This is a genomic window from Pseudoalteromonas sp. SR45-1 (genome assembly GCF_014163655.1).
Classification (GTDB): domain Bacteria; phylum Pseudomonadota; class Gammaproteobacteria; order Enterobacterales; family Alteromonadaceae; genus Pseudoalteromonas; species Pseudoalteromonas distincta.
The window spans coordinates 86,476-100,120 of the sequence record NZ_JACJDR010000009.1 but is presented as its reverse complement, the minus strand read 5'-3'; the positions used below and the strand labels follow the sequence as shown (position 1 = coordinate 100,120).

Here is a 13,645-nt window from a genome sequence, read left to right as displayed (position 1 = left end):
CGCTGCTTTTCGAGTTCAGATGTTATAACGAAATCTGTTATACTTGCTGGATAATTTTATGGGGCTGTTATGATTTCAAAAAACCAACTCAAACTTATTCGCCAACTTGGCCAAAAAAAGTACCGAAAGCAATATAATCAATACCTTGTACAGGGTGAGAAAAACGTACTTGAGTTATTAAACAGCCCATTAAATGTGGTTAATATTTTTGCTACAAACGAATTTATAAATGCGTACCAAGGTAAGTATCAGCACGCTAATTTTATTGAAGCTGATGAAGAAGTCCTCACCAAAGCCAGCACGCTAGTTAGCAATAATGCAGCCATTGCTATTGTTGATATGCCAAAGGCAGCTTTACCACAAGCAAGTGGCTTAATACTCGCACTTGATGGCGTATCAGACCCTGGTAATTTAGGCACAATAATAAGAGTGGCAGACTGGTACGGTATTAAACAAATAGTAACTAGCACCGACAGCGCAGACGCTTACAACCCAAAAACAATTAGCGCCACGATGGGCTCATTTGTAAGGGTATCGGTAAGCCAAATAGATTTACCTGATTACCTACAGTCTTTAAATTTACCTGTTTACGGTGCTTTTTTAGATGGGCAAAGCGTGCATAAAACCCAATTTACGGGCTCAGGCGTTTTACTAATGGGCAGTGAGTCGCATGGAATACGCGAGACATGTGCAAAATTAGTAACTAATAAAATCACCATCCCCGCTTTTGGTGGTGCAGAATCGCTTAATGTTGCAATGGCGACCGGTATTATTTTAGATAATTTTAAACGACAAGCTTAACAATTTAACTGTTAATGAGTTAAATTGTTTGTAATCAATAACAATAATAATCGGTAATAACAATAAGATGCGCTTAAGCACTATTAAATTAGCGGGCTTTAAATCCTTTGTAGAGCCCACTAAAATTCCATTTCCTGATCAAATGACGTGTGTTGTTGGCCCCAATGGCTGTGGCAAATCTAACGTTATTGATGCAGTACGATGGGTGCTAGGTGAAAGCTCTGCTAAAAACCTGCGTGGCGACGCCATGACCGACGTTATTTTTAATGGCTCAACTAATCGAAAAGCCATATCACAAGCCTCTGTAGAGCTTGTTTTTGATAACGATAAAGGAAGTCCTTCAAACACATTTGCCGATCGAAACCAAATTGCTATTAAGCGTTTAGTAACGCGCGACGGACAGTCACTGTATTTTTTAAATGGCAGTAAATGCCGTAAGCGTGATATTACCGATATATTTTTAGGCACCGGTCTTGGTCCACGTAGTTACGCAATTATTGAGCAAGGGATGATCTCGCGCTTAATAGAAAGTAAACCACAAGAGCTGCGCGTATTTTTAGAAGAAGCCGCTGGCGTTTCTAAATACAAAGAGCGTCGCCGTGAAACACAAACTCGTATAAAGAGCACTCGCGAAAACCTTGAACGTTTGTTAGATGTGCGTAAAGAATTACAAAGCCAGCTCGATAAATTGGCTGTGCAGTCGGTTGATGCAAAAAAATACCGCGAATTAAAAGTACAAGAACGTACGCTAAAAGGCCAAATTGCCGTTTTAAAATGGCAAAAGTTACATCAGCAGCAACTTGAAAAAAGTGCCCAAATTAAAAAACTTAATGATCAAATTTTGTTTTTTAAAACCGCTAACTCAGGGCATGACGATGTACTTGCAAGCCTAGAGGGGCAAGTACAAGCCCAGCAAGATAAACTAAGCGATGCACAGCATCAGCAACATGTAATACACACCGAGCTTACTCGCGCTGAGCAACAACAAATCAATGTAAAGCAGCAAACCCAAACGCTTAAACAAAGTTTAATTAAATTACAGCAACGCCAAATTCAAAGTGCTGAGGTAAAATCGCAGCAGCAAATTGTGTGCGAGCAACTTAATGAAGCCCTGCAAGAGGCAAATGAAAACGCCTTAATATGTGAAGAGCAAGTTAGTGGGTTAACGCATGAACTTGAGGAATTATTAGCACTTAAGCAGCGCCACCATACTCATTGGCAAGCTTTGTGTGAGCAACAGCAACAGCTTAATAATAACGTGCAACTACATAGTAGTCACATTAAACAAACTCAGCAGCAAATAAGCCACGTTAACGAGCAAATTGATCAGTTAACTGTTCAGCTTAGTGAGCTACAAAGTAGTGATGTAGAGCAGCAGTTAATACAGCAAACACAGCAAACACAAACCTTAACTCAAGAACTTGCCGCTAAACAAACAGCACATACGAAGTGCACTGCTAAGCTTGAAGTGCAAAATGAGCTTGTTAATAACTCACAAAAACAATATTCGACGCTCACTCAAACAATAAACGAGTTAAAAGCCAGTATAACGGGGCTTAAAAGTACATTAGGGCTTGATGAGAAAAGTGAACGTACTAATGGTTTGTTTAATCAGCTAGGTGTTAAAGAAGGCTTTGAGCTTCTAATAGAGCAAGCACTTAAATCTTTAGAGCATTTAAATGTAAGTGAGCAGCAAGCTGATAACAGTGTGTGGCCAAATAGTGATAAAAGCATGCCAACAAATAGCTTAGCTACATATATAACAAGCGGTGTTTATCCAGAGCATTTAGCACGTATTGCTTATAGTGAAAGCGGTGATTTAGAAATACTAAAAGATAGTTTTTATACAGCCATTATGGATAAAAACGGTGCTTTATATGGTCGTAACTGGCATGTAAGTGCCGAATGTAATGCAGAAAACTCATTACTTTTAAAGCATAAGCAATTGCAAGATAAAGCTCAGCAGTTAAATAATGCCGAGGACGAGCTAAAACAAGTAACACACACTCGTGACGAACATACAGCTGAGCAAATAAAATTAATTAACGAACAAAGCGAGCTAAAAGAAACCATACATGAGCTTGCGCAAAATATAGCAGTAGCCAGTACGCGCAGCGATATGCTCAAACAGCAAGTAGCGCACTTTAAGTTACAACTAGAAAAGCTACAGCAACAAAAACAGCAATTAACCACTGCGCTTTTACAATTAAATACCGTGCTTGATGAGCAAGTAGCGCAATTTGAAGTGTTAAATGAGCAGCAACTTAACTTAGCGGATGAAGTAGACGCTGCAAATAGCTTGCGCTCACAAAGTGATAAAAGTTATAGCGAAGCATTAAGCATGCTTGAGCAATATAAAACACAAGCGCATAAGGCAACGCTCTCAGAGCAAAAGGCACGCAGTGAATGGCAGTTAAGCCAAACCAAATTGAGCCATGCAGAGCAAGAGCACGTTAGTGCATCTGAAGGTGCGCAAGAACTACTTAGTGAAATAGAAGAGCTGCTAATACCAAAGCAAGAACTTAGCGATAAAATTACGCAGCTCTTAGCACAGCATCAAAAAGGTGAGCAGGCATTAGTATTGCTACAAAAAGAATTAGCTCAGGCGAAAGAGAGCTTAAACACTAAGCAAATAAGCCTTAAAAATTCACAAGGTGAGCTGGTGGGCTTGCAAGAGCAGCACCAAAAGCTAACAATTGAAGAACAAAGTTTAGTAATAAAAGCGCAAGTTGCGCTTGAGCCATTAGAAGAATTAAAACAAAGCTTAAAAGCAATACTTGATGAATTACCAGATTCATTAAATTTAAGTGCAGCACAAAATCAGTTAACAGGATTTACTAATCAGTTAGATAAATTAGGTGCAGTAAACTTGGCGGCAATAGAAGAGTTTGATTTAGCCAAAGCACGTAGTGACTATCTTGATAATCAATTAGATGATTTAACAAAAGCGTTAAGCACCCTTGAAGGTGCAATTCGTAAAATTGATAGTGAGACCAAAACACGCTTTAAAGCGACGTTCGATCAAGTTAACGAAGACTTTACTGAGCTATTTCCTAAAGTTTTTGGTGGTGGGAGCGCGTATTTAGAATTAACCAGTGACGATTTACTCGAAAGTGGTGTTAGTATAATGGCACGACCACCGGGTAAGAAAAATTCAACAATTCATTTGTTAAGTGGTGGAGAAAAAGCGCTGACCGCATTATCATTAGTGTTTTCTATATTCAGGCTCAATCCAGCTCCTTTCTGTATGCTGGACGAAGTAGATGCACCACTAGATGATGCCAACGTTGTGCGTTTTTGCCGTTTGGTTGAAGAAATGTCACAATCAGTGCAGTTTATTTATATTAGTCATAATAAAATTGCGATGGAAATGGCAGGTAGATTAACAGGTGTTACTATGGCAGAACCTGGCGTATCGCGTATGGTTGCTGTAGATATAGAGCAAGCTGTGCAACTTGCACACGCATAAATTTTTATAACAAGTGTATTAGTTTTTCATTAATATACAGGTTTTAGGCATATCAAATAATAAAAGGTGAGGGGATGGCCGAACAATTAAGATGGGTTTTAATCGTTATCAGTGTAATTGTCATTGGTGGTTTATTAATACATGGATTGTGGTCAGTTAGAAAAAAAGACCGCCCAGAAGTATCGGATAATGAACGGGTTGAGCCATTACAACAAAGCGCACCAGCTTCATCTAAACCGTTTCGTACTGAGGCTGAGCCAAAAGAGCCAATGCAAGACGAACGTGATGAGCCACAATTTGGCGAGCTTAACTTTGATGCAAATGAGCCGCAAATTGATACAAGCGTGCCAGAAACACCAATTGAAGACGACCTAGAGATAGTTGATGATCTTGAAACAAAAGATCAAAGTGCTGAAGAAGCGCCTACTCAAATGTCTGACTTTGTTATTGTGCATATTCAAATGCCAGAAGAGCTTAGTATGCAGGGCAGTAAATTATTACCAGCAGTTAATACTTTAGGTTTTAAATATTCTGAGGAAGGTTTTTTTAATCGCCACTTAGATCCGGCTGGCCAAGGCCCTGTTTTATTTAGATTAGTAAATATGTATAACCCAGGTACGTTTGATATTGATAATATGGAACAGTTTAGTACCGCTGGGGTAAGCTTATTTATGACGTTACCGTGCGACGGCGATGGTCTAGCGGCATTTAATATGTTGCACAGCGCAGCTAAAAAGTTAGCGGATGAATTTGGTGCACAAATTTTAGATGCTGAGCGAAATGAAATGACCGTAGATCGCGTAAGACAATATGTTGAGCAGGTCCGTTCTTTTTCAGCGTAAATAACGCACACATTATATTTTTATAAGCCACTGGACGGTGAATCGTCAAAGTGGCTTTTTTTATGTTTATTGAGGTTTAAATGTCTAGCAGCATTAGTGAGCAAGTTAATCATCTTCGTACTACATTAGAGCAACACAACTATAACTATTATGTGCTCGACACCCCCAGTATTCCTGATTCTGAATACGATAGGTTATTACGCGAATTAAGCGCACTAGAGATGCAGCACCCTGAATTTTTAACCGCCGACTCTCCGACACAAAAAGTAGGCGGTGCCGCACTGAGTAAATTTGAGCAAGTAGCGCACCAAGTACCCATGTTATCGCTTGATAACGCGTTTAGTGAAGAAGAATTCACTGCGTTTAATCGTCGTATAAAAGAGCGCTTAATGAGTACTGATGAGCTTACTTTTTGTTGTGAGCCAAAACTTGATGGATTAGCCGTATCAATTATTTATCGTGATGGTGTGCTTGTACAAGCGGCTACGCGGGGTGATGGCTTTACCGGTGAAAACATTACTCAAAATGTTAAAACCATTCGTAATGTACCGCTTAAGTTACGTGGTGATTACCCAAAAGAGCTTGAAGTGCGCGGCGAAGTATTTATGGACAGCGCTGGCTTTGATAAATTAAATACTGAAGCGCAAAAACGCGGTGAAAAAGTATTTGTTAACCCGCGTAATGCAGCCGCGGGGAGTTTGCGTCAACTCGACTCTAAAATTACCGCTAAACGCCCACTCATGTTTTATGCGTACAGCACCGGGCTTGTTGCTGATGGCAGCATTCCTGAGGATCACTATCAGCAATTAGAAAAGCTGACTGATTGGGGGCTACCTTTGTGCCCAGAAACAAAATTAGTTGAAGGTCCAAAAGCCGCGCTCGATTACTACAGCGATATTTTAACGCGCCGTGGTGAGCTTAAATATGAAATTGATGGCGTAGTAATAAAAATAAACCAAAAGGCCTTACAAGAGCGTTTAGGCTTTGTGGCACGTGCTCCTCGTTGGGCTATTGCGTATAAGTTTCCGGCGCAAGAGGAAATAACCCAACTACTTGATGTTGATTTTCAAGTCGGTCGTACTGGCGCCATTACACCTGTTGCACGTTTGAAGCCTGTTTTTGTGGGTGGCGTTACCGTATCAAATGCAACGCTTCATAACAGTGATGAAGTTGCACGTTTAGGCGTAAAAGTAGGCGATACAGTTATTATTCGCCGCGCAGGAGATGTAATCCCACAAATAACGCAAGTTGTACTTGAGCGCCGCCCTGATGATGCCAGCGATATCGAATTTCCAGTAACTTGTCCTATTTGTGACTCTCATGTTGAAAAGGTTGAAGGCGAAGCTGTCGCTCGTTGTACGGGTGGGCTTGTATGTCCTGCACAACGCAAACAAGCAATTAAACACTTTGCGTCACGCAAAGCGCTGGATATAGACGGCCTTGGCGATAAAATTGTTGATCAGCTGGTAGACAGAGAGCTTATAAAAACACCCGCTGATTTGTTTATTTTAAAACAAGGACATTTTGAGTCACTTGAACGCATGGGACCTAAGTCAGCCAAAAATTTAGTAACAGCCCTTGAAGAGGCGAAAGGCACTACGCTTGCTAAGTTTTTATATTCATTAGGTATTCGCGAAGCAGGTGAGGCAACAGCACAAAATTTAGCTAATCACTTCCTTACCCTTGAAAATATAATAAATGCCAGCATTGATAGTTTAACGCAGGTAAGTGATGTAGGCGAAATAGTTGCAACACATGTTCGTGGCTTTTTTGATGAAGAGCATAATTTAGCAGTTGTTAATGCGCTTATAGAGCAAGGCGTAAACTGGCCAGCGTTGAGTGCGCCTTCTGAGGAAGAGCAACCACTCGCAGGACTTACATATGTACTTACCGGCACGCTTAATACACTTAACCGCAATGATGCTAAAGCTCGCTTGCAGCAATTAGGTGCTAAAGTATCTGGTAGCGTATCAGCGAAAACTGATGCGTTAGTCGCAGGTGAAAAAGCAGGTTCAAAACTAACTAAAGCGCAAGATTTAGGTATCGACATACTCACGGAAGATGAATTAATTGAGCTGCTTAAAAAGCATAATGGCTAGGAAAGCGACAATGAGCCGATATGGGCCAGAATACTGGGATAAGTACGGAAGTTACCGTACACCTATAGCATTTCATTTAAGTTTGCTGGTGCTTTTACGTGGCTATTTTATTTGGGTGATTGCGGCTTTAAGCCGCAGGCCTGAACTGGATTTAATGTCGTTATTTTTTAAAAATAAAAATGATTTTTTTATCGCAATAGCAATTGGAAGTATTGCAATAATACCGACTATTTTATTTTGTTTACGCAGACCACGAGATTCACACAGTGCGAGCGATAAGTTAGCAAAAATATGGCGACATATGCGCTGGCCTCTTATTTTATGTGCTGTTGTTGATTTAACATGGTTAAGTATTCAGGCAGCGCATAGCCATTATCGATTTTCATCATTTTTAGCAGTACAAATGATGATTGTTTTATGGGTATTGTGGTATTTGGTGAAAAGCCGTTATTTAACCGTTTTTTTTAATGATTGGCCTGAGCCGACAGAAAAAGCATCAGAAGAAAAAAAGCGACTTAAAAGGGATTAGTTGTGGACGCTGTAAATAAAAAAATAGCGATAGCTATATCGTTAATAGGGTTAGTGCTTATTATTTTAATGATTAGCACTGAGCTTTTAGAGTCTATGTGGTTTAAAGCGCTATTTGGGTTGTGGGTATTTGTTTTTTGCTCAAGCGTTTATAGGCTAACGCCCTTATTTAAATCAAGAAATAGGCTAGAGGATTTTATTCAGCGAGATGCCCAACATTTACTACTTTTTAGTTTGATGGGATTTTTTGATAAAAAGCATGGTCCAAATTGGTTAGTTATTGAGAGTATTGAACGCATAACAACAAAGGATGATGAGCTAATTATTTACAGTAATAACGAGCGCCAAATGAGTGTTAGTTTACCTGTAAAAAAAGCAGAGCTAGATAGTTTTATTAAACGAATACTTACCGACTCAGAAAAACAAAATATTACCTTTAGCTGAGGAGATTACCTTTAAAATTGAACGAGTTTTAGTTTTAAACGCTCAACACTCTTTAGCTGATCTTTAGTGTATTAAATAACGTAATAATTAACCGTACTTCTTATAAATTTATTAAGTACGGTTAATCAACTATTCAATGAGGCTATTATGTTGAAGTGGAATGATGTTATTAACTTTGCCACCAACGGCAATCCTACCCCAAGTAAAAAAGTAGTCAAAACTGACGAGCAGTGGCGGATGCAACTATCAGAAGATGAATATTACGTAACACGTAAGAAGGGAACAGAGCGCCCAGATAGCTCGGGTAGTTGTACATTACTCGAACCTGGCAAGTATGTGTGTATTTGCTGTGATAATCTATTGTTTGATGCCGATGAAAAGTTTGATAGTGGCACTGGTTGGCCGTCATTTACGCAACCTGCAACAATTGAAGCGATTGGTTATGTAAACGATACAAGTCATGGTATGGAGCGCATAGAGGTGGTTTGTAACGTATGCGATTCGCACTTAGGCCATATTTTTCCAGATGGCCCATTACCAACAGGTTTACGTTATTGCGTTAATGCCGCAGCAATGAAAAAGATCTAATATTTTATTTACTAGCGCTTTGAATATCTAAATTCATTTCTTTTGCTATATGTAAAATCTTATCTAAACGCTGCGTCTGATCTGCTTGTAATTTAGTTTTATCAAGAAGGGCGTAGCATCTTCTAGCAAGATCCATATTAAATGAGCTGCCAGATTGCTTGGTTGAATCAAATAGGCACTGTAATAAATTAAGTGCAATACTCTGATTGCGAGGCATTACTCTAAATGCTTGCGTAAAAGCTTCCAGCGCAGTATTTAACTGCCCTTTATTAAATTGATTAACGGCATGGTTATTAAGCTCTTTTGGACCCATTTTAATATCGCGTCGCTCACTTTGTTGCTGCTGAATATAACGCAAGTAAGTTGTGTCGCTAACTGCAGGGTGTCTTTCACAGTGGCTAATTATTTGTGTGAATAAGGTTTGCGCCTTCTGATGAAACCCCAGTTCATGAAATGCTTTTGCTTTATCAAGTGCTCCATCAACCGATCGGATATGAGTATCGTCGTCATCAAGCTGCTCAATTAGCTTTTTCGCTTTTTGATGCTCGTCTTTTAAGTAATGAAGTCGTGCATTAAGTACATCAATTTGAGCTTGATTTGCATTATTAGGAAACTGTTTTTTTAAATCATTAATGTACTGATTTGTTTGTCTAGAAATTCGTTGAATTTGATCAGTTTGATCAGTCGTTAACGCAAAGTCGATACCGGCACGTGCTGCATTTAAATATACATCGGGGTGGTCGTGTATTGAGTGCTTTGCAAAGGTGGCTATATCTTTTTGAGTTAAATAGCTTTTTTCGTAGTCGTGATTAATTAGCGACACATTACTTAACGATTTTTGGCGTGTGATGTTTCGCGGTGCAATGTCTGCTGCTTGACTTAAAAAGCTTTGTGCTAGTTCAAACTGATTTAGCTTTATTTCTAATCTGCCCAACAAATCAAGGGCTACTAAACGAGTTTCTTGGCGCTCTAACATTGTCTTGAGCATTCGCTGCGCCAAAATATGTTCGTTATTCGCTATAAGTGCCTCTACTAAACCTACTTTTGCCCAAGCAAATTTTTGAATATCGAGAACAGACTTAAAAAAGTCTTTTGCATCTTGAGCACGCTTTAAGCGAAGTAGGGCATCGCCTTTTAAGCGAAGTAGGATAGGACTGTAATTATTATTTTTTTTATCCAGAGCGGTATCAATAAATTTAATAGCTTTTGAATCGTTACCATCATCAATTAATGAATACACTGTTTGTAAGTCGTGTTTACGCTTTAAGATTCGTTCAATGCGTGTTTTAAGCTCTTGTACTGTAAAAGGCTTAACTAAAAAGTCATCTGGCTGCAGCTCAAGAACACTATGAACGAGTGAGCCACTTGTTTCTGCTGAGATAAAAATAAAGCCAGTCGAACTTTTTATGAGCTGCTTTACACGTAGCTCTTCATAAAGCTGGTAGCCATCTTGGTGTTTGTTTAAGTTGAATGAGCAAACTATTAGATCAAATTCTTCACTTAAACACTGCTCTTTTGCAGAGTTTGCATGATCAGCAAAGCGCAACTGCCGAAAGCCAAGCCTTTCTAACGATTGTTTCATATAGCTTTGAGCAAGTGGCTGCTCCTCTACTATAAGTATTTTGGCTTTTGAATAGATCTTAGTTGGCATTGGCTTAAGCGTAATTGTATTTAACACAGACTATAATCAACAGTTTAACTCCTTACAAGGGAATTTAAATGATAGCTGTATTTATTAGGTACTTAACTTTGTCTAATACGTTTATCTAACTTCGAAAGTACTGAGCCGAATAGCATAATTAAAAACTAAATAAGTAAAATGGAAACGCTATATTTGATGAGTGCTTTGATATGGTAATTTAGATTTTAATAAAAATATGAAATATATTTAAGGTAAAAAGAGGAGTTAAACGTATTTAATATGGGAAAAAGTTATTACTAGAGAAGTTGTCTGATGGTATTTATATGTGGTGGGTGATTACTTGGCTTGATACCAGGGACCCTCGCCATTATTTGTAAAGAGTGGGGATGCTCTTTATTAAATGCGATTTATATATTGAGTTTTTATAAAGTTTGTAAATGTGTTTAATATGAGAAGGAAGAGTTATTACTAGAGAAGTTGTTTAATGGTATTTATATGTGGTGGGTGATACTGGACTTGAACCAGTGACCCTCGCCTTGTAAGGGCGATGCTCTCCCAACTGAGCTAATCACCCACATATAATAGATATGCCTGTTATTTAATTCTTTATTATCAATTAACCGCTTGATGTAATTTGGTGGGTGATACTGGACTTGAACCAGTGACCCTCGCCTTGTAAGGGCGATGCTCTCCCAACTGAGCTAATCACCCAAATTACATTTTAATATGCACCATTCTAGGAATGGTGGGTCGTACTGGACTTGAACCAGTGACCCTCGCCTTGTAAGGGCGATGCTCTCCCAACTGAGCTAACGACCCATATTAAATTTTAAAACGCGACTATTGATATAATAATAGGTTTATATGTGGTGGGTGATACTGGACTTGAACCAGTGACCCTCGCCTTGTAAGGGCGATGCTCTCCCAACTGAGCTAATCACCCACATATAAATTAAAACGCTACTATTAAAATAAATAGTACTGGACTTTAACCAGTGAACCTCGCCGTTACTTGTAAATAGCGGTGATGCTCTCTTTTTTCTAACTGAGCTAACGACCCATTTAGATTTTTTTGTAATATGCACCATTTAAAAAATGGTGGGTCGTACTGGACTTGAACCAGTGACCCTCGCCTTGTAAGGGCGATGCTCTCCCAACTGAGCTAACGACCCATATTACAATTTTAAAACACGACTATTAATATAGTAATAGATTTTATATGTGGTGGGTGATACTGGACTTGAACCAGTGACCCTCGCCTTGTAAGGGCGATGCTCTCCCAACTGAGCTAATCACCCACATATAATTTAAAACGCTAATATTAAATAAATAGTACTGGACTTTAACCAGTGAACTTTGCCGTTACTTGTTAGTAGCGGTAATGCTCTCTATTTTCTAACTGAGCTTATGACCCATATAGAATTTAGATGTGAACACTTTAACTAAAAAGTGGTGGGTGATACTGGACTTGAACCAGTGACCCTCGCCTTGTAAGGGCGATGCTCTCCCAACTGAGCTAATCACCCACATCTAAACAACATTGCATTGCTGCGTTGTTGTGGGGCGCTATTATAGATAGAGTTGGAAATGTGTCAACACTTGAATGATAAAAATGTGCTGAATGAAGGTTTTATAAACAATAGGATATGGTTGAAGTCTATTTTATCATCAAATTTGATATTGCAGTTCAATTAAGCACCTAAAAGTGAGTAGGGAATTGTATTTTATTAACCTTAAATTTAGTTTTACGATACTCATTGTTTTTTTACTGGAGTCGTTTTTATGATTATGAGCAAGATCGATTAATATAAGGGCGAGTTATTTAGTGAATAGAGCGGTCCTTTAAAAATGAATTTAATCTAAACTTCCCAAAATAAATGCTATTTCAGCATTCTAAACTCTATTTTTGTACTTACTTTATTTTTATAAGCCAACCTAGCCATCTCGTAAATACGTATTCCTCGCTACTAGCTTCGGGTTAAGACTAAATAGATCACATATAACCAGGGCGTGTTGACCTTTGTGGATTCAAATTTGTTTAATCTAGGGACGATTAAATCGCGGCGCGAGGTTTGTAACCTAGTGGGCCAAGTAAAAACCGAGCAAAGCTTCCGCTTCACCCACCAAAGATCAGCGCGCCTTGAAGTTTTATACATAGAATTACGAAGTAACAGTGCTCTTTTAAAAATGCTCTTCAAACAATAATCGAATTTTTTAGTACGAGTTACGCTGGTTATTAAGCAAGTAAAGGCTGCGGGTACTCTCAAACCCACATTTAAGTTTTGGTTATTATAAGCAATTGTAACTTTTAAAAGATTAAGGCGATTGGCGGGGCCTTAATTGGTAGTGTATAGATAAGTTTAATTTGCATATAAATGTATACCTTTGCTTTGATGCAATTTTGTTTCATTAAATGGGGGAGTGGGGGCTATTGAGTATTCGCTGCAATATAGTGATGTTATTATAAGCAGTAGGGCTTGAATCTTATTCAAATTGTATTTTTTAGCACGCTTGATAGCCAGTTTGTTGAAAATTAAACCATTTAAATAAAGCTAGGTAAAAAACTGTTGACTTTATTTTGGGTGGTGCATAGAATGCGCCCCGCACTAAGCGATACACGATGTGTTTATCACGGTGGGTATTGATTAAGTTGGGGCCATAGCTCAGCTGGGAGAGCGCTTCGCTGGCAGTGAAGAGGTCTGCGGTTCGATCCCGCATGGCTCCACCAAAAATTAGTGTTTTGTCCTAGGGTAGCAGTTTTCTGTGTCCCCATCGTCTAGAGGCCTAGGACACCGCCCTTTCACGGCGGTAACAGGGGTTCGAATCCCCTTGGGGACGCCACTTAACTTTTATTAGTTAAAGGCGGTTTTACCGAGAAAATAGCGTCACAATTAAAGCTCGAGTCTTTACTTGTATTAAACGTAATTACCTTAAAGCTCATGATGTGAGTTAAACTTATCAACTGTCCTAGTGACACATTTATGTGTCCCCATCGTCTAGAGGCCTAGGACACCGCCCTTTCACGGCGGTAACAGGGGTTCGAATCCCCTTGGGGACGCCACTTACTTATTTTAATAGGGAAGTGCAGTGTTATTAAGAAAGCTCGTCTGAAACGAGTCTAAAAATTCAGTTGTCCTAGTGACACATTTATGTGTCCCCATCGTCTAGAGGCCTAGGACACCGCCCTTTCACGGCGGTAACAGGGGTTCGAATCCCCTTGGGGACGCCACTT

At 39.2% G+C, this 13,645-nt stretch carries 8 protein-coding genes and 11 tRNA genes; 11 read left to right on the top strand and 8 right to left on the bottom strand.

Annotated features, from left to right (window positions below):
- Window positions 1-69 precede the first annotated feature (69 nt).
- From H5089_RS10950 to msrB, 7 genes are all read left to right on the top strand, one after another.
- Complete coding sequence (locus H5089_RS10950) at window positions 70-801, top strand: RNA methyltransferase (RefSeq protein WP_024605436.1); 732 nt, start codon at window positions 70-72, stop codon at window positions 799-801.
- Between the two features lie 67 nt (window positions 802-868).
- Window positions 869-4,270, top strand: coding sequence for a chromosome segregation SMC family protein (locus tag H5089_RS10945; protein ID WP_182712211.1), 3,402 nt, complete (start codon window positions 869-871; stop codon window positions 4,268-4,270).
- 74 nt (window positions 4,271-4,344) lie between these two features.
- Window positions 4,345-5,112, top strand: a complete 768-nt coding sequence (gene zipA, locus H5089_RS10940; RefSeq protein ID WP_182712210.1) for a cell division protein ZipA — start codon at window positions 4,345-4,347, stop codon at window positions 5,110-5,112.
- Between the two features lie 80 nt (window positions 5,113-5,192).
- Window positions 5,193-7,211, top strand: a complete 2,019-nt coding sequence (gene ligA / locus H5089_RS10935; protein WP_182695303.1) for an NAD-dependent DNA ligase LigA — start codon at window positions 5,193-5,195, stop codon at window positions 7,209-7,211.
- Window positions 7,212-7,221: 10 nt separating this feature from the next.
- Window positions 7,222-7,740 carry a DUF2919 domain-containing protein gene (locus H5089_RS10930; RefSeq protein ID WP_182712209.1) on the top strand — a complete coding sequence of 173 codons (519 nt, stop codon included), beginning with the start codon at window positions 7,222-7,224 and terminating at the stop codon, window positions 7,738-7,740.
- A 2-nt stretch (window positions 7,741-7,742) separates the two neighbouring features.
- Window positions 7,743-8,183: a hypothetical protein gene (locus H5089_RS10925; RefSeq protein ID WP_138489371.1), complete on the top strand. Its 441-nt coding sequence runs from the start codon at window positions 7,743-7,745 to the stop codon at window positions 8,181-8,183.
- 147 nt (window positions 8,184-8,330) lie between these two features.
- Complete coding sequence (gene msrB, locus H5089_RS10920; protein WP_024605441.1) at window positions 8,331-8,771, top strand: peptide-methionine (R)-S-oxide reductase MsrB; 441 nt, start codon at window positions 8,331-8,333, stop codon at window positions 8,769-8,771.
- 4 nt (window positions 8,772-8,775) lie between these two features.
- Here the strand turns inward: msrB and H5089_RS10915 are convergent, their stop codons facing one another.
- From H5089_RS10915 to H5089_RS10880, 8 genes are all read right to left on the bottom strand, one after another.
- The gene (locus H5089_RS10915; protein ID WP_033020645.1) at window positions 8,776-10,422 is read right to left on the bottom strand and encodes a tetratricopeptide repeat-containing response regulator; all 1,647 of its coding nucleotides are present in this window, start codon (window positions 10,420-10,422) and stop codon (window positions 8,776-8,778) included.
- Window positions 10,423-10,911: 489 nt separating this feature from the next.
- Window positions 10,912-10,987, bottom strand: a tRNA-Val gene (locus tag H5089_RS10910).
- Between the two features lie 61 nt (window positions 10,988-11,048).
- Window positions 11,049-11,124: transfer RNA gene (locus H5089_RS10905), tRNA-Val, on the bottom strand.
- A 32-nt stretch (window positions 11,125-11,156) separates the two neighbouring features.
- Window positions 11,157-11,232 (bottom strand) — tRNA-Val (locus tag H5089_RS10900).
- Between the two features lie 48 nt (window positions 11,233-11,280).
- Window positions 11,281-11,356 (bottom strand) — tRNA-Val (locus H5089_RS10895).
- A 153-nt stretch (window positions 11,357-11,509) separates the two neighbouring features.
- Window positions 11,510-11,585 (bottom strand) — tRNA-Val (locus tag H5089_RS10890).
- A gap of 50 nt (window positions 11,586-11,635) precedes the next feature.
- A tRNA-Val gene (locus H5089_RS10885) sits at window positions 11,636-11,711 on the bottom strand.
- 152 nt (window positions 11,712-11,863) lie between these two features.
- Window positions 11,864-11,939 (bottom strand) — tRNA-Val (locus H5089_RS10880).
- A 1,126-nt stretch (window positions 11,940-13,065) separates the two neighbouring features.
- Here H5089_RS10880 and H5089_RS10875 point away from each other — a divergent pair.
- The 4 genes from H5089_RS10875 to H5089_RS10860 all read left to right on the top strand — a co-directional run bounded on the left by H5089_RS10875 (window position 13,066) and on the right by H5089_RS10860 (window position 13,642).
- Window positions 13,066-13,141, top strand: a tRNA-Ala gene (locus H5089_RS10875).
- A gap of 37 nt (window positions 13,142-13,178) precedes the next feature.
- Window positions 13,179-13,254: transfer RNA gene (locus H5089_RS10870), tRNA-Glu, on the top strand.
- A 144-nt stretch (window positions 13,255-13,398) separates the two neighbouring features.
- Window positions 13,399-13,474 (top strand) — tRNA-Glu (locus tag H5089_RS10865).
- 92 nt (window positions 13,475-13,566) lie between these two features.
- Window positions 13,567-13,642 (top strand) — tRNA-Glu (locus H5089_RS10860).
- Window positions 13,643-13,645: the final 3 nt, after the last annotated feature.

Coding starts and splice junctions, on each gene's coding strand:
- H5089_RS10950 (WP_024605436.1), top strand. CDS start 70: ATGATTTCAAAAAACCAACTCAAACTTATTCGCCAACTTGGCCAAAAA.
- H5089_RS10945 (WP_182712211.1), top strand. CDS start 869: ATGCGCTTAAGCACTATTAAATTAGCGGGCTTTAAATCCTTTGTAGAG.
- zipA (WP_182712210.1), top strand. CDS start 4,345: ATGGCCGAACAATTAAGATGGGTTTTAATCGTTATCAGTGTAATTGTC.
- ligA (WP_182695303.1), top strand. CDS start 5,193: ATGTCTAGCAGCATTAGTGAGCAAGTTAATCATCTTCGTACTACATTA.
- H5089_RS10930 (WP_182712209.1), top strand. CDS start 7,222: ATGAGCCGATATGGGCCAGAATACTGGGATAAGTACGGAAGTTACCGT.
- msrB (WP_024605441.1), top strand. CDS start 8,331: ATGTTGAAGTGGAATGATGTTATTAACTTTGCCACCAACGGCAATCCT.
- H5089_RS10915 (WP_033020645.1), bottom strand. CDS start 10,422: ATGCCAACTAAGATCTATTCAAAAGCCAAAATACTTATAGTAGAGGAG.